The sequence below is a fragment of the Streptomyces sp. XH2 genome (assembly GCF_049725035.1).
GTDB classification, from domain to species: domain Bacteria; phylum Actinomycetota; class Actinomycetes; order Streptomycetales; family Streptomycetaceae; genus Streptomyces; species Streptomyces roseoverticillatus.
The window spans coordinates 1-16,797 of sequence record NZ_JBMMMZ010000014.1 but is presented as its reverse complement, the minus strand read 5'-3'; the positions used below and the strand labels follow the sequence as shown (position 1 = coordinate 16,797).

The 16,797-nt window shown below is 74.5% G+C and carries 15 protein-coding genes; 9 read left to right on the top strand and 6 right to left on the bottom strand.

Annotation, left to right across the window (positions count from 1 at the left end):
- The first annotated feature begins 2 nt into the window (after nucleotides 1-2).
- The 6 genes from ACOTKD_RS27195 to ACOTKD_RS27170 all read left to right on the top strand — a co-directional run bounded on the left by ACOTKD_RS27195 (nucleotide 3) and on the right by ACOTKD_RS27170 (nucleotide 8,476).
- Nucleotides 3-893 carry a catechol 1,2-dioxygenase gene (locus ACOTKD_RS27195; protein WP_424891615.1) on the top strand — a complete coding sequence of 297 codons (891 nt, stop codon included), beginning with the start codon at nucleotides 3-5 and terminating at the stop codon, nucleotides 891-893.
- Nucleotides 890-1,435 (top strand): flavin reductase family protein, encoded by a 546-nt coding sequence (locus tag ACOTKD_RS27190; RefSeq protein ID WP_424891614.1) that lies wholly within the window; start codon nucleotides 890-892, stop codon nucleotides 1,433-1,435. Before ACOTKD_RS27195 ends, ACOTKD_RS27190 begins: the two co-directional genes overlap by 4 nt.
- 50 nt (nucleotides 1,436-1,485) lie before the next feature.
- Nucleotides 1,486-1,956, top strand: a complete 471-nt coding sequence (locus ACOTKD_RS27185) for a hypothetical protein (RefSeq protein ID WP_424891613.1) — start codon at nucleotides 1,486-1,488, stop codon at nucleotides 1,954-1,956.
- Between the two features lie 157 nt (nucleotides 1,957-2,113).
- Entirely contained in the window at nucleotides 2,114-4,144 is a 2,031-nt protein-coding gene (locus tag ACOTKD_RS27180) for a M6 family metalloprotease domain-containing protein (RefSeq protein WP_424891612.1), read from the top strand.
- 44 nt (nucleotides 4,145-4,188) lie between these two features.
- Nucleotides 4,189-7,476, top strand: coding sequence for a DEAD/DEAH box helicase (locus ACOTKD_RS27175; RefSeq protein ID WP_424891611.1), 3,288 nt, complete (start codon nucleotides 4,189-4,191; stop codon nucleotides 7,474-7,476).
- A gap of 133 nt (nucleotides 7,477-7,609) precedes the next feature.
- Complete coding sequence (locus ACOTKD_RS27170; protein WP_424891610.1) at nucleotides 7,610-8,476, top strand: universal stress protein; 867 nt, start codon at nucleotides 7,610-7,612, stop codon at nucleotides 8,474-8,476.
- 50 nt (nucleotides 8,477-8,526) lie between these two features.
- Here ACOTKD_RS27170 and bla read toward each other — a convergent pair whose 3' ends face one another.
- Nucleotides 8,527-9,447 carry a class A beta-lactamase gene (bla, locus tag ACOTKD_RS27165; protein WP_424891609.1) on the bottom strand — a complete coding sequence of 307 codons (921 nt, stop codon included), beginning with the start codon at nucleotides 9,445-9,447 and terminating at the stop codon, nucleotides 8,527-8,529.
- A gap of 131 nt (nucleotides 9,448-9,578) precedes the next feature.
- On the opposite strand from bla, the gene ACOTKD_RS27160 reads away from it, so the two are divergent.
- Complete coding sequence (locus tag ACOTKD_RS27160; protein ID WP_424891608.1) at nucleotides 9,579-10,091, top strand: DUF3515 family protein; 513 nt, start codon at nucleotides 9,579-9,581, stop codon at nucleotides 10,089-10,091.
- Here ACOTKD_RS27160 and ACOTKD_RS27155 read toward each other — a convergent pair.
- The 5 genes from ACOTKD_RS27155 to ACOTKD_RS27135 all read right to left on the bottom strand — a co-directional run bounded on the left by ACOTKD_RS27155 (nucleotide 10,060) and on the right by ACOTKD_RS27135 (nucleotide 13,931).
- Nucleotides 10,060-10,569, bottom strand: coding sequence for a S26 family signal peptidase (locus tag ACOTKD_RS27155; protein WP_424891607.1), 510 nt, complete (start codon nucleotides 10,567-10,569; stop codon nucleotides 10,060-10,062). The two genes, ACOTKD_RS27160 and ACOTKD_RS27155, sit on opposite strands and share 32 nt — an antisense overlap.
- Complete coding sequence (locus ACOTKD_RS27150; protein ID WP_424891606.1) at nucleotides 10,566-12,440, bottom strand: ABC transporter ATP-binding protein; 1,875 nt, start codon at nucleotides 12,438-12,440, stop codon at nucleotides 10,566-10,568. The genes ACOTKD_RS27155 and ACOTKD_RS27150 overlap by 4 nt, the downstream gene beginning before the upstream one ends.
- Entirely contained in the window at nucleotides 12,437-12,991 is a 555-nt protein-coding gene (locus tag ACOTKD_RS27145; protein WP_424891605.1) for a TlpA family protein disulfide reductase, read from the bottom strand. The genes ACOTKD_RS27150 and ACOTKD_RS27145 overlap by 4 nt, the downstream gene beginning before the upstream one ends.
- 58 nt (nucleotides 12,992-13,049) lie before the next feature.
- Nucleotides 13,050-13,601 (bottom strand): MauE/DoxX family redox-associated membrane protein, encoded by a 552-nt coding sequence (locus ACOTKD_RS27140; protein ID WP_424891604.1) that lies wholly within the window; start codon nucleotides 13,599-13,601, stop codon nucleotides 13,050-13,052.
- Nucleotides 13,602-13,733: 132 nt separating this feature from the next.
- A complete protein-coding gene (locus tag ACOTKD_RS27135) occupies nucleotides 13,734-13,931 on the bottom strand; it encodes a hypothetical protein (RefSeq protein ID WP_030369120.1) in 198 nt (65 codons plus the stop codon).
- Between the two features lie 786 nt (nucleotides 13,932-14,717).
- Here ACOTKD_RS27135 and ACOTKD_RS27130 point away from each other — a divergent pair.
- Together ACOTKD_RS27130 and argC are read left to right on the top strand one after the other, a co-directional pair.
- Entirely contained in the window at nucleotides 14,718-15,536 is an 819-nt protein-coding gene (locus ACOTKD_RS27130) for a hypothetical protein (RefSeq protein WP_424891603.1), read from the top strand.
- Between the two features lie 266 nt (nucleotides 15,537-15,802).
- Nucleotides 15,803-16,797: N-acetyl-gamma-glutamyl-phosphate reductase (gene argC, locus ACOTKD_RS27125; RefSeq protein WP_424891602.1), on the top strand; the 995-nt coding region annotated here is incomplete at its 3' end.

Below are 16,797 nucleotides of genomic sequence, written 5' to 3'. Positions count from 1 at the left end.
CCATGGGCGACATCGTCGGTGCGGGCCTGCTCTCGCACGCGCCCGTCATCATGTTCCCCGAGCCCGCCCGCATCGAGGCGAACGGAGGCAGCGACTTCACGCTGGCGACCGGCCTGGAGCGGCTCCGGCGCGAGGTCGTCGACCCGGCCGCGTACGACACCGTCGTGGTGTTCGACTCCCACTGGGCCACCACGACCGAAGCGGTGATCACGGCCCATCCGCGCCGCCGGGGCCTGTTCACCTCCGACGAGATGCCGTCGGCGATCAGCAGGCTCCCGTACGACCTGCCCGGCGACCCCGCGCTGGCGCACGCGGTCGCCGGCCTGGCGGCGGAGCGGAAGGTGTGGATCGAGGCCAACGACGACCCGCACCTGCCGATCCACTACGCGACGCTGAACCTCTGGACGTACCTCGGGCGGACCGGCACGCCCTGGGTGTCCGTCTCCGTCTGCCAGACGGCGACCACCGAGGACTTCCTCAGGATCGGCGAGGTCGTGGGGGAGGCGATCGCCGGGCTCGCCGGCCGCCGCGTGCTGCTGCTCGCCTCGGGCGGCCTGTCCCACCGCTTCTGGCCGCTGGGAGAGTTGCGCAACCGCATGGCCGGCGACCCGGCCAACATTGTCACCCCCGAGGCCCGGGCCGCGGACGAGCGGCGGATCGCCTGGCTGGAGGCGGGCCGGCACGACGAGGTGATCCGATCCATGCCCGGCTACCGGCGCTTCGCGCCCGAGGCCCGCTTCGGGCACTACCTGATGCTGGCGGGCGCGCTGGGCGGCAAGGCGTGCGGGGCGCGGGGCCGGCGGTTCGGCGCGTACGAGAACGGCATCGGGACCGGGCAGGTGCACCTCTGGTTCGACCTGTCGGCCGGTGAGGGGAGGTGTGACGGGCGTTGATCACCGATGAACGGCTGCTGCGGGCCTGCCTGGGGCACTTCGCCACCGGCGTCACCGTCGTGACGTGCGAGATCGACGGCGTCCCGCACGGCGCGACCGTCAACGCCTTCACGGCGGTCTCGCTGGACCCGGCGCTGGTCCTGGTCTCGCTGCACCGCCGGAGCAGGGCCGGACGGCACCTCGCCGGCAGGCCGTTCACGGTGAACGTGCTCGGCGAGGATCAGCGGGACCTCGCCGAGCGCTTCGCCGGCCGGCGCGCGGAGGCACCGCCCCGCTGGGCGGCCCGGCCGTCCCCCGGCCTCGCCCCCCGCCTCGCGGGCTCCCTCGCGACGCTCTCCTGCACGCCCTGGGCCGCGTACGACGGGGGAGACCACGTGCTCTTCGTGGGGCGCGTCGAGGAGGCCGAGTACCGCGAGGGCGGCCGGCCGCTGGTCTTCTACGAGGGGGAGTTCCGGGGGCTGCGGGCCTCGCACAGAATCGGAACCACATCCTCCGGTCCGGTGCGGCGCCCCTGCGCCGTCGAACCGTCAGACCGCCGCTAGAATGCGGCGTTTGTTCGATTCGATGGCGCGATGACCCGTGGGGGGACCACATGAGGGCGAGACTGAGAGAGACCGCGGAAGAGCTGGCCGGGCTGCTGTGGCGCGAATACATCGTCTACCGGGACCGGTCCGGGGAGGTGGTCATCCGGGGCGAGCACGTGCAGCGCTGGATCAGCCTCGCTCCCGCGGGCGGCAGCGACGAGGTCCTCGTCCGCGCCGGGCGCATCCTGGACGGCGGGACCACCGCCCCGGCGCGCTCCGAGACCGTCGTGCCGCTGTCGGCGGGCATGGGCGACCTCGCCGCGGCCTGCCGCCGCCTCCTCGCCGAGGCCGCCGCCGCTCCCGCGCCCCGCGACCCGGGCGCGGCGAGGGGCGGTCGCGCCGAGAAGGCCGCGAAGTCCGCGAAGGCGCGGCACGGGCGCAAGGGCCGTCACACGGGTCTCGGCTCCTGGGTGGTGATCGCCTCCGTCCTGGGCGTGGTCGGGCTCTGCGCCTACCGGATCGTGGTGCACGGCGGCTGAACGCGGGCGGCCGGGTCCGGCGCGCGTCACCGGGGTCACGTACGCGCTCTGGCGTCGCACCCGGCCCCGGCCCTACCGTGGCCCCGGTAGGCACACCCGTACACATGGCTTGTCATGGACCTGACGTCCACTGTCACTCACTCCTGAGAGGTGAGCCGTGTTCCTGCGCCGCAGACGCGTCCGCCGGCTGCGCCGGCTCGGCGTCGTCGCCCTGCTCCTCGGCGTCGTGGCCGCCGTCGCCGCCGGACCCGCCCGGGCGACGCCCGACGCCGCTTCCCGGGGCCCGCTGCCCCTCGTCCAGCCGATCGACCCGCAGCACTGGCGCAACCCCGACGACATGACCTGGGCCGAGTACCGCTCCGTGCCCGGAACGGACTGGGCGAACCCCGGCCGCAAGCCCACGCAGCGCAAGTTCAAGGGCGCGCTCGTGCTCCTGGACTACGCCGACGAGGAGTTCTCGGTCACCAAGCCCGCCGGAGCCGCCGGGTTCGGCAACCCCCTGCCCAGCGCCTCCGGCATCCCGCGCGCGCAGGTGCTCAAGTTCTACGAGGACTTCCTCAACAAGCCCGGCGCGCTCAACCACGGGCACACCATCAACGAGTACTGGATGGAGGACTCCGGCGGCCGCTTCGGCGTCGGCCTGACCGCCTTCGGCGTCTACCGCATGCCGGGGAAGTCCCACCAGTACGGCATCGAGCCCGGCATGAACCCCGGCGCCTGCCCCGTGGGCGACACCTGCGGCAAGGACATCCGCGCCGACGGCAAACGGGCCTGGACCGCCGACGTGGGCGCCGACAAGACACGCGAGTTCGACTTCGTCTTCTACCTGACCGCCGGCGTCGACGAGTCCTCCGCCTGGCAGGAGTTCGGGCAGATGAAGTTCCGCTCCGCGCAGGACGTGCCGGCCGCCTGGGGACCGCCCTCGCCCATCGCCTCCGGCCTCAACGCCGCGCAGACCCGCTACGTGCCGTGGACGTCCTGGCAGGCCGCCGCCCGCATCTGGCCCAACGCCGCGAACGGCTCCTCCACCCAGGCCGAGAGCTCCGGCATGGCCACCTTCGCCCACGAACTCAGCCACATCCTGGGCATCGGCGACAACTACAACAACCCCTACGGGACACCGCTCAGCCGCGCCTACACCGGCATCTGGGGCATGCTCTCGCGCGGCTCCTTCAACGGCCCCGGCGGCCCGCACACCCGCTGGCAGATACCCGCCACCGCCGGTGGCTCCATGGGCGCCCAGCACGTCCTGCGGGACAAGCTCAAACTCGGCATCGTCGACGAGAAGAACGTCCTGCGCCTCGACCGCGACGCCCTCAAGGACTCCGGCCTCGTCGTCGCCCGCGTCACCGCCCGCTCCGCCCCGCCCGGCGAGAAGGGGCTGACCGGCGTCAACATCACCATGGGCCGCGACCTGTCCCCGGCGTGCGACCGCGCCACCGACCCGCTCTGCGACGGCGGCGGCTACGACAACTACACCGTCGAGGTCGTCGACCGCATGGGCGCCGACTCGTTCACCCCGGACAACGGCGTCCTCCTCAGCAAGACCAAGAACGCCGACCGGGCCCCCTTCGCGTGGGTGATCGACGCCCACCCCGAGGACATCGGCCTGACCGACTTCACCCGCCCCGACGGCACCCCGCAGAAGATCACCATCGGGGACTACCGGCAGCTCAGCGACGCCCTCTTCCACGCGGGCGCCGACTCCGGCAGCTCCTACGAGTACGTCGACGAGGCCAACCGGCTGCACTTCTACGTCCTGAACGTGCAGCGCGACGCCGGCGGCGTCCTCTCCTACGACATCGGCGTCAAGTCCCTCGACGGGGCGGGGCCGCAGGCCCGCGGACTCGCCCTCGGCAAGGGCACGGTGAAGAGCGGGCCCGCCCGGGGCCGGGCCGTGTGCACCTTCGGCCTCGCCAACACCGGGAAGGCCGCGCCGCAGGGCGACCCCCGCCTCTCCTCCGACGTCTACCGCCTGTCCGCCACCGCCTCGGGACGCGGCTGGTCCGCCTGGCTCCCCAACCGCCTCACCACCGCCGCCTCCGGCACCTCGGTCCCCGTCGACGTCGCCGTCACCGCCGGGCCGGGCGCCGACCGCAAGGGCACCGTCACCCTGACCGCGCGCTCGGAGAGCGACCCCGGCAGGACCGCCAAGGCCACGTGCTCGCTGCCGAAGACGGGGAGGTGATCATTCCGCCCCGGAGGTGCCCGCACCTCTGACAGAGTTGCGGAATGCACGGTGAAGTTGAGGACGCGCAGGCGGTGACGGAGGCGCCCGGCGGTGCGGAGACCGGGCCGACCGTCGTGGAACTGGTGCGGGAACGGTGGGGCACCCGCCTGACCGGGACGCTCATCCCCCGGTTCCTGGAACCGGGCTGGAGCTACCAGGAACAGGTGCCCCGCACGTGCCCCGTCTGCGAACGGGCCCTGCACTCGCTGCGCAGACCGTACGAGTCCCAGGGCCGCGTCTACCGCTACGTCGCCGTCGTCTGCCCCTCCTGCCCCGCCGCGTACACCCTGGCCGACCTCGGGGTGAAGACCTACGACAAGCTGTGCGCGCCGCGGCGGGCGGCGACGGCGGTGACGGCCCCGGCCGCGGAGCCGTCACCCGCGGCCGGGCCCGTCGCGCTCTCCGCCGTCCTGGAACGGATGGGCCTCGGGCCCTGTCCCGCCGGAGCCGGCGCCGGGGCGGGCTCCGGTGTCACGGCGGTCCGGGTGCCGCGCCCCGCCGCCCCGGCCGTCCCCGCGCTTCCCGCCGTCTCCGCACGGCAGCCGCGGCCCGCCTGGCCCGAGGACCTGCCGCTGCCCGCGGAGGACGAAAGGCGCCGCCTGCTGTGGTGCAAGGTCACCGACCCGGCCTGGCGGCCCGCCGCGGCGGCGGTGGCGGCGGCCGAGGACGTCCGGGTCATCGTCCCGGACACCCCCGCGTTCGACGCCCTGCGCGCGGAGCTCGCGGCGCAGGGCATACCCTGCCGCAGCGTCCGCCACTGGCAGGAGAGCGAACAGGTCGGCACCGTGGGCGACTTCGGGAGCCCCACCGACCTGGTCGCGCACCCGGCGCGGGACGCGGCCCCCGTGGCCGGCCCCGGCGCCCACGCCGCCCGTGACGCCTTCGCGGCCCAGTGGGACGCCCTGGAGGAGCTCCCGTCCGGCGACCCCGAGTACGTGCCGGTGACCGGCCTCGTGCCGGAGTCCTGGGCCGGGCTCCTGAGCCACCCGTCCTTCAACCCGGCCCAGGCCGCGGCCGTCCCGGCCGTGCTCGACGGGGACGAACACCTGGTCGTCGTCGCCCCCACCGGGGCCGGGAAGACGCCCGTCGGCATGGTCGCCGCCCTGCACGCCCACCACCGCGGCCGCAAGGCGGCCTGGCTCGTACCGCAGCGCTCCCTGACCGACGAGCTCGACCGCGAACTGGAGGCGTGGCGCCGCAACGGCCTCGAAGTGGTCCGGCTCACCGGCGAGTCCGCCGTCGACACCGAGCTCGTCCGCAAGGCGGACGTCTGGATCGCCACCACCGAGAAGTTCGAGGCGATCTGCCGCGCGGGCTCGCTGCGCGACGCCCTCGCCGAGGTCGGCTGCCTGGTCGTCGACGAGATCCACCTGCTCGGCGACCCCACGCGCGGGCCCGTCCTCGAAGCCCTCCTCGCCCGCGTGCGCGAGGACAGCGGGCAGGTGCGCATCGTCGGCCTCTCCGCCACGGTCGCCAACGCGGACGAGGTCGCCGCGTGGCTCGGCGCCCGCCTGATCCGCACCCCCTGGCGGCCCACGCGCCTGACCTGGCAGATCCCCGTCCTCCCCGCCGCGCCCGACGCCGACTGGTCCGCACGGGCGGCCTCGCGCACGGAGACCGCCGTACGCCTCGCCCGGACCGTCACCGGCGAGGGCGGCAGCGTGCTGGTCTTCTGCGGCAGCAAACGCGGCGTACGGGCGACCGCGCTCGCCCTCGCCGCGGACCGCGGCGTGCCCACCGCCGGAGCCGACGCGGACGACGCGGAACTCGTCGAGCGGCTCTGCTCCGGGGCCGGCGTGCGGCTGCACTACCGCGACTGGCCGTACAAGCGCGAGGCAGAACACGCCTTCCGCACCCGGCAGGCCGACGTCCTCGTGGCCACCTCCACCGTCGCCGCAGGAGTCAACCTCCCCGCCCGGGCCGTCGTCGTGCGCGACACGCAGATCGGGCTGGACCGCATCGAAGTGTCCATGGTCCAGCAGATGTTCGGGCGCGCCGGCCGCGTCGGCGCGGGGGAGCGCGAAGGCTGGGCCTTCCTGCTCGCCGACGGGGCGGAGCGCGCGGAGTGGCAGGCCCGGCTGGCCGCCGGCTACACCGTCCGCTCCCGCATCCGCGACCGCCTGCCCGACCACCTGCTCGCCGAGGCCGTCCAGGGCCGCCTGAGCACCCTGCCGCAGGCGGAGGCCTGGTGGACGCAGACCCTCGCCTTCCACCAGGGCCAGGAGAGCTTCGACTCCCTCCACGACGCCGTGGACTTCCTCGCGGAATCCCGCTTCCTGCGCCGCACCCCCGGACCCGGGGGCGACGACGCGCCCGCGCTCCTCGTCCCGACCGAACTCGGCAAGCTCACCAGCCGCTTCATGGTCGACTCCGACCTCGCGGACACCCTCACGAGCGCCCTGCACGGCCTCCCCGTCCCGCAGGATCCCGACACCGCCGAGGACATGCTGGCCACCCTGCTCAGCGCCGTCCTGCCCGTGCTGGAACAGGCCCCCTTCACCGAACGGGCCCGCGCCGCACTGCTGCGGGTCCTGCGCACCGGCGGCCGCACCGATCTGCCCGACGGGACGGGCCCGCGGGACGACGGCGCCAAGCCCGCGCCCGGCGACCTGTCCCGCGCCGTCCTGCTCCTGGTCGCCCACAGCCCGCACGCCTTCCGCACGCGCAGCGCCTACGTGCTCGGCATCCCCCTGGAGAGCATGACGAACATCCTGGACGAGGCCGAGCGCTACCTCGCCTGGCTGGGCGCCCAGGGCCCGCTCGGCAGCGTCCACCCGTGGGCGGCCGTCGCCGCCTCCGACCTCGCGGCCCGCATCCGCTGGCGGACGCTCGGTCCCCCGCGCGGCTCCGGACGGCTGCTGTGGATGTGCGAGCAGATGGCCACGCCGCCCCTGGCCCGCAGCCTCGTTCCGCAGATGTGGCGCGCCGCCCGGGAGCGGGGCGTCGACGCGCCCGACTGGCCGGGCACCACCCCGCCCGCCTCCTGCATGCTCCCCGCGGACCGCTACCGCGCCCTCCTCGCCGACCGGGCCACGGGCACGGTCTTCACCGAGGAGCCCGGCGGCGAGGCCGTGCACGTGCTCGCGCCGCCCGGCGCGGTTGTGCGCGCCTGGAACGGGAAGACGACCACGGAGCACTTCTCCGACGGCAGCCCGGCCGAGGTCGCGCGCCCGCAGGACCACTCCCCGGACGCCGCGGGCCTCGGAGCGGTCGCCTTCACGCGGGGCGACCGGCTGGCCCTGGGCTGGGCGGCGGCGTACAACGCGATCGGGACCCGTAGCGTCGTCTGACCCGGCCGGCGCCGTGAAGTCCAGGTGGAGTCACTCGTCCGTGTGGCCGGCCCCTGCGGCCCGCGCACCGGAGGCGGTCACGGCCGGACAGTGGCCACAAGGAGAAAACGTCCCCGTGCACCGTGGAGGCCCAGTGTCCGGCGTGATCACCGTTGGTGTGGACGGCAGCGAGCACGGCAGTGCCGCCGCGGACTGGGCGGCCGCCGAGGCCGTGCGCCGGGGTATGGAGCTGCGCCTCGTCCACGCCTGGGCCGAACAGCCCCTGGACCTCCCGGTCACCGTGGACACCGAGGCGCAGCAGCACTGGGCCGGGAAACTGCTGCGCGAGGCCCGGGCCCGGGTGACGGGGCGTCACCCGGACCTGCCGGTCACGGCCCGGCTGCTGCACGCCGACCCGGTGCCCGCGCTCGTGGCCGAGTCCGCCGAGGCGGACGTGCTCGTCCTGGGCTCGCGCGGCCACGGCGCGCTCGTCGGGTACCTGATCGGCTCCATCGCCCTGCACGTGCTGCGGCAGGCCAAGGGGCCGGTCGTCCTCGTCCGCAGCCCCGAGCAGGAGCAGGCGGAGGCGGAGGGAGCCGGCGAGGTGCTGGCCGGTGTGGGCGAAGAGCCGGAAGCCGTCCTGGGGTTCGCCTTCGGGGCCGCCGCCGCGCGCGGGGCCGGGCTGCGGACCGTACGCGCCTGGTCGCTGCCCCCGGTGGTCGACTGGGGACCCGGCTCCATGCGGCTGGCCGACGAGAGCGGCGGGCTCGCCGCGCTCGAACGGAAGCGGCTGGGCGACGCGCTGGAGCCGTGGCGCGCCCGCCATCCGCAAGTAGGGGTCGTCGAGCAGGTGGAGATGGGGAGCGCGGCGCAGGTGCTGCTGTCCTCCTGCGGCGGTGCGGCCCTCATGGTCGTCGGGCGCCACGCGTCCGGCCCGCACGGCCTGCCGCGCATCGGTCACGTGGCCCACGCGGTGCTGCACCACGCGCCGTGCCCCGTGGCGGTGGTGCCGCATCCCTGACGGGCCGGCGGAAGTGTCGGCCCGTCAGAGTCCGCTTGCGGAAGGGGAGATCAGCCGAGGACCGACGCCAGGATCTTCGCCGTCTCGGCGACGAGGGCGTCGTCACCCTTCGCCGTGGCCTCGTGCTGGGTCGTGAGGACGGACATGACGACCGGCGCCCCCTTCGGGGACCAGGTGACGGCCACGTCGTTGTTGGTGCCGTACGAGCCGGCGCCGGTCTTGTCCGCGACGGTCCAGCCCGCGGGGACGAGGTATTTGCGGAGCCTGTCCTTGCTGGTCGTGTTGGCGAGCAGCCAGCCGGTCAGCCGCTTGCGGTCCGCGGGCGCGAGGGCGTTGCCGAGGACGAGGCGCGCGTAGGTGCGGCCTATGGCCCGGGGGGTGGTGGTGTCGGTGATGCGGTCCGGCTCCGCGGAGTTCAGCGCGGGCTCCCACCGGTCGAGGCGGGTCTTGCCGTCCCCGGTCGAGCGGCAGAAGCGGGTGACGGCGTCGGGGCCGCCCAGTTCGCGCAGGAGGAGGTTGGCCGCGCCGTTGTCGCTGTAGGAGATGGCGGCGGCGCACAGCTCCTCGACGGTCATGCCGTTGGCGACGTGCTCGTCCGTGCCCGTGATCTTGTCGTAGCCCGAGTCCTCGACCTCCTTCTTGGTGTAGTGGATGCGCTTGGCGAGGAACTCGCCGTTGCGGTCGAGGTCCCGCAGGACGGCGGCGACGGCGACCGTCTTGAACGTCGAGCACATCGGGAAGAGGTCGTCGGCCCCGTGGAGCACCGTCCTGCCCGTGACGGTGTTGTGGGCGAACACCCCGAGCCGGGCGGAGTGCTCCTGCTCCAGCTCGCTCAGCCGGCGGGAGACCCGGTCCCCACCGGGCGTCGCCGCGTGGGCCGTCCCGCCGGTGGCCATGGCGGCGGCCAGGGCCGTGCCGGCGCCGAGGGCCAGGACCGTGCGGCGGGAGGGGCGTGCGCCTGTGCGTTCCAAGATCGTATTCTCCTTGGGTCTCGTTCTGCATGATCTTGACGCCATGTACTACGCCCCCAATGGGCCGACTGGTTCCACTTGAGTGGGATCCAGTCTCATTTGTGCCCGTCGTGCCCCCGTATGATCATCCGGTGAAGACCTGGCCCCGCCGGTTACGCGCCCTGCCCGTCGCCGCGGCCCTCCTCGCCGTCGCCGGCTCGGCCTCGACGACCGGCGCCGCGGCCCGCGCCGTGCCCCGGCCGCCGGCGCAGGAGGCCGCCCACTGCCGCGCCTTGCGCGCCGAACTGCCCGCGACCGTGGCGGGCCTGGAGCGGGGCACGCCCCGGCCCGTGTCGGAGTTCACCGCGCAGTGGGGCGCACCGGCGGTCGTCCTGCGCTGCGGCGTCCCCCGGCCCGAGGCGCTCACGCACGGCTCCAAGAGCTTCGACCGCTATGCGCCCGCGTGGGACATCGGCGGCATCGAGTGGTTCGCGGAGCCGCGGTCCGGCGGCAGCGTCCGCTTCCTCGCCACGCACCGCGCCGCGTGGGTCGAGGTGACCCTGCCGAAGGAGTACGCGGGCGGGGGCGGCGACACCGACGGCCCCGGCGTCCTCGCCGAACTCGCGGCCCGCATCAGGAAGACGATCCCCGAGGGCTACGTGTGACGACGGTGCCCAGGACGCGGTCCAGCGGGAAGTAGCCCACGTCCCGGGAGTCGAAGCTGACTTTCCCGTTGTCCCCGAGGAGGACCACCTTCCCCGGCGGCACGCACGGCTCCGGCGCCGCGGCCAGCGAGCGGACGGCCTCGCGGGGCACCGGGTCGCCGGGGAGGGCGGCCACGCGCTTGATGAGCCAGTCGCGGCCGCGGACGCCGGCCGTGCCGGCCCCGGGGCGCACCGGCGGGGCCGGCCAGGTCCCGCCGCCCGCAGGCCGCTCGGCCACCACCACCTGGCCGACGGCCGGGCGCGGGCCGCGCCGTACGAGCACGCGGTCGCCGTCGCGGAAGGCCGGCGCCATGCTCGTGCCGCGGACGGTGACCACGACCAGGCCGCGCGTCAGCGCCACGGCCGCGCCCAGCGCCAGGCCGGCCGCGACCGCCGCCGCGTGGCGCAGTCGCGGCCGGGGCGCGGGCCCGGGCGTCACCGGGGCTCTCCCGTGAACGCGGGCGCGTCCGCCGGCCCGGCGGCGGGGCCGGCCTCCTCGCCGGCCCGGTAGCCGGTGGCCTGGAGGGCGAACAGGCGGGCGTAGCGGCCGCCGGAGGCGATGAGCTCGGCATGCGGGCCCTGTTCGACGACGCGGCCGTCCTCCAGGACGGCGATGACGTCTGCGTCGCGCACCGCGCCGAGGCGGTGGGAGATGAGGAGGCTGGTCCGCTCCCCGCGGTGCCGCCGCAGCGCGGTGTGGATCTCGTGTTCCGCCTCGGCGTCGAGTCCGGCCGAGGGCTCGTCGAGGATCATCAGGTCGCGCCGGTCCCGGAGGAACGCGCGGGCGAGCGCGAGCCGCTGCCGCTGCCCGCCGGAGAGGACCACACCGGTCTCCGGGTTGTCCTTGTCGGACTCCATGAAGAACCTCCGCGACAGCAGCGTGTCGTACCCGTGGGGCAGGGCGGCGACCTTGGCGTGGATGCCGGCCCGCTCCGCCGCGGCCTCGATGCGCGGGCGGTCGCCGAGCGCGGCGAGGTCGCCGAGGGCGATGTTCTCCGCGGCCGTCATGTCGTAGTGCATGTAGTCCTGGAACACGGCGCCGACGCGCCGCCGCAGTGCGGCGACGTCGACGGTGCGGATGTCCACGCCGTCCCACAGGATCGCGCCCCGCTCGGGGTCGTAGAAGCGGCACAACAGCTTCACCAGGGTGGACTTGCCGGCGCCGTTCAGCCCGACCAGGGCGAGCGCCCGGCCGTGGGGCAGGCGCAGGCAGGCGCCGCGCAGCACCCACGGGTGCTCCGGGGAGTAGCGGAACCACACGTCGCGCAGTTCGATGTCGCGGGTCAGCGGCGGCAGCGCGGCGGGCGCGGCGGGCACGGGCAGGTCCGGGCCGGCGCCCGCGACCGCGAGGTAGTGCTCGAACATCAGCAGGGCCTGGTGCGAGCGGGCCACCTCGCTCGCCAGCGTGGCCAGCGCACCCTGGATGCCGGCGACCGCGGCCACGAACATGACGACGTCGCCGGCCGACAGGGTGCCCTCGTGCGCGGCGCCCACCGCCCACAGCAGACCCCCGCCCGAGACGAGCGCGGCCAGCAGCCCGAGCCCCGACTGGACGAGGGCCTCCCGCCGGTCGACCGCGCGCTTCGCCGCGTCGGCCGTGCGCCGGTCGGCCAGCATCCGCCCCCGCAGGAACGCACCGGTGCCGAACAGCCGTATCTCCTTGGCCGCTTCGACGCTCGACAGCAGTTCGCTGTAGAACATCTGCCGCCGCTCCACGGGCCCGACGTCCCAGAGCGTGCGCGCCTTGCGGCGCGCCATGGCGACCTCGGACACCAGGGTCGGCACGGCGGCGCCCAGCACCAGGGCGGTCATCCACGGGCTGAGCAGCGACAGGGAGCCGAGGAAGCCGCCGATGGTGAGGGCGCTGCGGGCGATGCCGACGGCGCCGTCGACGGCCTGGTTGGGCATGCCGCCGCCGGAGCTCTGCGCGAGGCGGAGCCGGTCCAGGAAACGCGGGTCCTCGAAGCGCCCCAGGCCGTTGAAGCCCTCCACGGCCGTGAACAGCCGGTCGTCGGCGAGGAGGCCGACCCTGCGGTCGAGTTCGCGCCGCAGGTACTGGCTGCTCCGGGGCGCCACGGCGATGACGACCCCGGCCGCGGCGAGCCCGGCGGCCAGGCCGGCGAGCGCTCCCGAGGAGGCGCCCGAGCCGAGCCCGTCGAGCAGCAGCTTGGTCAGCCAGGCGGTGACCACGGGCAGGGCGCCGGCCACCAGGGTCAGCGCCAGGTAGCACCCGAGCGCCGCGGGCGCCGCGCTCGTGACCAGCGCGGCGGCCGCGGCGACGCGCCGGGCCGTGGCCGGGAGCCCGCTCATGCCGCCACGACGGGCGCATCCAGGTTCACGCTGTTGCGCGCGATCACGGGCCTGCCCGCGCCGTCCGTCGTGACCTGCAGCAGCGTCGGGAAGCCGAAGACCTGGAAGGCGTCGGTCAATGCCAGGTCGGCGTCCTGCACCACGACGCGGGCGACCTCGCTCAGCCCGGCGACCTGCCCCTTGGCGCGGTCGGGCGTGCCGACCACCACGGCCAGCACCTGCTCGCGGCCGCCGGGCACCGTCCGCGCGTACTCCGCGAACTTCGGCAGCATCTCGTGGCACGGGCCGCAGCTGGGGGAGAAGAACGCCACCAGGGTGTCGCCGGACAGCGACTCGCGGGTCAGCACCTCGCCGTCGACGGAGACGGCGCTGAACTCGCCGACCTCCTCGCCCACCTTGATGACGGGCGGTCTGCCGGGAGGCGAGCCCTCGGCCGCCTTGGCCAGCAGCGCGGTGTGCTCCCGCAGCCGCTTGATCACCCCCAGGGTGAGGATCAGGTCCAGCGTGCAGAGCAGTCCCACCAGGACCACCGCCGCGATCAGGACGGGCATGGGAGTCGTCTCCTCCGGGTTCGCTCGGGTTTCGTGCCGGCTCGGGTCCCGTGCCGGCTCAGGTTCCGTACGGGTGCGTGCGCGCCTCGACGGGCCGGAACAGGTCGAGGATGTCGTCGAGCGCGGCGACCAGCCCGCCCAGGAGCAGGCCGGCGAGCACGGCGACGGCCACCCCGCCCGGGGTGGCCGTGCCGCCCGCGGTCACGGCCGCGGCGCCGGTGACCGCCGCGGCCGTGAGCGTGAGGTTGCGGGCGATGTGTCTCGGGCCGAGAGGGGCCTGCGAGGCGCCGAAACACCGGCACGGCGTCCGCACGCCGCGCCGCACGGAGAGCGCGATGCCGGCGGTGAAGACCGCCAGCAGGGCCGCCGCGATCGCCAGCCCCACGACCGTGGCGGCCGGCACGGGCACGGCGAGGCTCACGCACACCGCGCCTTCGGCCGCCACCACGGTCCGCGCCACCGACCGGGCCGAGCGGAAGGGCACGACCTGCATGCCCGCCACCGAGGACACGAACCGGTCGAAGGCTCTTCGCCCGGTCACCTTCCCGGCCGACGAGGCGAGGAACACCACGCCGATCAGGCACTGGATTCCGATGGCCAGACAGCCCATCCGGGTCTCCTCCTCCAGCGGTTGTGTGACGTTCGGTTGCGTGACGTCCGGCGGTTGCGTGACGTCCCCGGTCGGGGCGTTCTTACGGGGTCGCTAGCGGGTGCGCTCAGTTCTCGTGATCACTGATGGCCGCTAGCACTGACAAACGATCGTCGGGCAGCCGTTGGAGTTGCAGCAGGCCCAGCAGGGGGCGTTGTAGCCGCACTTCCCGCTGCACTGCCAGCAGGCGGGGTAGTTGCCACAGGACAGGAGCTCCGCGGCGGCCGCGTCGATCTCGGGCACGAACTTCCCGAGAAGGCGGCTGCCCAGCTCCGCGAACTTTGCGTACATCGGCACGCTCCTCACGTGGTCGGAACGGGTGGGTCGGGAGAACCGGGCCGGCATCCGGTGCTCACGCCGGTCGAGTCTCACGGCGCCGCAGCCGTCCGGATAGTGCACTTTCCGGTCGAGAGAGCGGACGGGCGGGGGCGCCGGGGCCGGTCCGCGGGTGGCGGGAAACAACCCTTGCGGGGTGCGGCGGGCGAGGGGCGCGGTAGTGCGGGCGTGGGGCGGGCGGCGGTACGGGCCCCCGCCCGGCCCTGCGCGGACCGGCGGATTCCTCTGCCGAAGGTGAATCCGTGCCTCCGTACGGCTGCGCGGTCCGCGGCACTGGCCGGGCCGGGGGCCTTCCTGCTTCTCGCCATCGGTGCAGAACGGGCGAAGGAGCGGGGCAGGTGCTTTCCGGCCGGTGGTTCCCCGATCGTGCGCAAGGGGCCGACGGCATGGTTCCGTTTCAGGGGCGGGACATGCTAGGGCCCGGCGCCCAGGGGCCGTTCAGGACTTCGTGGCCGCCCTCGCCCCGCGCGGGACGGCGGGCGGCGGGCGGCATGTCGACGTCCGGCAGCCGTTCCTCGTAGGCCGTGCGGGTTTGTTGCGGGCATGTGGACGCTGCGTTACGGACGCACGTGCCGTTGTCATGCCCCGGTGCGGCGGCTTCCGCCCCGGGAGCCGGATGGGTGTCGGCCGGTTCTGGCGGTCCCGCCGTAGTGGACGTTCACGCGCCGCGGTACTGCCGAGCCACATGAGCGAAACGCGAACCCGTGTATGAACTGGCCCGGCTGGGGTAGGTGTTGGCTCATGGGGAGAGCCTTCCGGAGAGTCACTCGTGCTGCTGCCGCACTCGCCCTCGCCTGCGCGGGAGCCTTCGCTGCCGCGCCGGCGGCGCCCGCCGCCCAGAGCGCGGTGACCACGGGTGCCTGCAGCATGGACACCGCCGCCCAGGGCATCGCCACCACCCCGTCGGAAAGCCCGGTCTCCGTGCCGCGCGCGGACGGCCGCGTCGATCAGTTCCAGGTGTTCTACGACTCCACCGCGACGCAAGGGCTGCCGTTCGTGTGGCACCGGGCCCAGGCGGCGCCCGGCGGCTCCTACGGCGCCTGGGAGCGCGTCAGCGCGGGCACGGTCGGCCCCAAGGCGAGTTTCGTGACCGCCGTGGAGAACGCCGCGGGCGGGCTGGAGGTCTTCTGGCTCGACCACGGCGGCTTCTGCCACTCCGTGCAGGGGCCGGCGGGCGGGCCGTGGTCCGCCCCGGAGGACTTCGGCCTCCGGCCGTCGCCGTACCACGGCTTCCTCGTCCTGTTCAAAAGGTCGAACGGCACCCTCATAGCCATGGCGTCGTCGGACAAGCCGGACCGCTCCATGGAGTCGCGGACCCGGCTGAGCTCCGACGGCGCTTGGCGCCCCGTGGCCGCCATGGGCAAGGTCACCGACGAGTACGCGGGTCTGAGCCAGCCGGACACCGTCACCGAACTGCCCGACCGGCGGCTCAAGGTGACGGCCCGTGAGTGGAACCGCGACCGCTACTGGCAGATCACCGAAGCCGCGCCGGACGACGGTCTGCCGAGCGGCTGGTGGCCGGCGCAGTGGCAGCTCTGCGCGACGTCCCGGTGCGTCTGACGGGCGACGTACGCCCCTGTCGCGCCCTTGTGCGATCTCGCCGAAGAGACGAGTCGATCTTCTTGCCCGATGCAGGTTAGGTTAGCCTAAGCTAAGTCCCGCCTCGGGTGTCGTGCCGCACTCCCCGTGACCGCCCTGCCCCCTGCAGGGCGGTGATGGTGCTGCGCGGAATCCGATGCCGGCCTCGGCCTTTCACCGGCGGCCGGATGCGCGCGCTCACGCGCCGATCCGGCCTGCCCCGGCACGGAACGACGCAAGGACGGAACATGGTGCGCACAGCAGTGGCAGGCGCGAGTGGATACGCGGGCGGTGAGTTGCTGAGGCTGCTGCTGGGGCATCCCGGCGTCGAGATCGGCGCGGTGACGGCCGCCTCCAACGCAGGCCGGCCCGTGACCGAACTCCAGCCCCACCTCGCCCCGCTGGCCGGACGGATCTTCGAGGAGACCACCCCGCAGGTGCTCGCCGGGCATGACGTGGTGTTCCTGGCGTTGCCGCACGGTCAGTCGGCGGCGGTGGCTGCTGGGCTGGGTGAGGGCGTGCTGGTGGTGGACTGCGGTGCGGATTTCCGGTTGAAGGACGCGGGGGAGTGGGAGCGGTTCTACGGGTCTGTGCATGCGGGGACGTGGCCGTACGGTCTGCCGGAGCTGCCGGGTGGGCGGGAGGCGCTGAAGGGTGCGCGGCGGATCGCGGTGCCCGGGTGCTACCCGACGGCGGTGTCGCTGGCGTTGGCTCCGGCGTATGCGGCGGGGCTGGCGGAGGCTGAGGCGGTGGTGGTGGCGGCGTCGGGGACGTCGGGTGCGGGCAAGGCGGTCAAGCCGCACCTGCTGGGCTCCGAGGTCATGGGCTCCGTCAGCGCCTACGGCGTGGGCGGCGGTCACCGCCACACGCCCGAGATCGCCCAGAACCTCTCGGCCGCCGCCGACCGCCCCGTCACGGTCTCGTTCACTCCCGTCCTCGTGCCGATGCCGCGCGGCATCCTCGCCACGTGCTCGGCCCCCGCCCTGCCCGGAGTGACCGCCGACGCGCTCCGCTCGGCCTACGAAAGGGCCTACGCGGACGAGCCCTTCGTCCGGCTCCTGCCCCCGGGGCAACAGCCCTCGACCGGTGCTGTGACGGGGTCGAACACCGTCCACGTGCAGGTGGTGCTGGACGAGGCGGCGGGGCGGATCGTCGTGGTGAGTGCGATCGACAACCTGGCCAAGGGCACGGCCGGTGGTGCGGTGCAGAGCATGAACATCGCGCTGGGTCTGCCCGAGGAGCT

What these genes read in the sequence shown, in the direction of transcription:
- ACOTKD_RS27185 (WP_424891613.1), top strand. Translation starts at nt 1,486, where the DNA reads ATGAGGGCGAGACTGAGAGAGACCGCGGAAGAGCTGGCCGGGCTGCTG.
- ACOTKD_RS27175 (WP_424891611.1), top strand. Translation starts at nt 4,189, where the DNA reads ATGCACGGTGAAGTTGAGGACGCGCAGGCGGTGACGGAGGCGCCCGGC.
- ACOTKD_RS27150 (WP_424891606.1), bottom strand. Translation starts at nt 12,440, where the DNA reads ATGAGCGGGCTCCCGGCCACGGCCCGGCGCGTCGCCGCGGCCGCCGCG.
- ACOTKD_RS27130 (WP_424891603.1), top strand. Translation starts at nt 14,718, where the DNA reads ATGGGGAGAGCCTTCCGGAGAGTCACTCGTGCTGCTGCCGCACTCGCC.
- ACOTKD_RS27140 (WP_424891604.1), bottom strand. Translation starts at nt 13,601, where the DNA reads ATGGGCTGTCTGGCCATCGGAATCCAGTGCCTGATCGGCGTGGTGTTC.
- ACOTKD_RS27135 (WP_030369120.1), bottom strand. Translation starts at nt 13,931, where the DNA reads ATGTACGCAAAGTTCGCGGAGCTGGGCAGCCGCCTTCTCGGGAAGTTC.
- ACOTKD_RS27195 (WP_424891615.1), top strand. Translation starts at nt 3, where the DNA reads ATGGGCGACATCGTCGGTGCGGGCCTGCTCTCGCACGCGCCCGTCATC.
- ACOTKD_RS27145 (WP_424891605.1), bottom strand. Translation starts at nt 12,991, where the DNA reads ATGCCCGTCCTGATCGCGGCGGTGGTCCTGGTGGGACTGCTCTGCACG.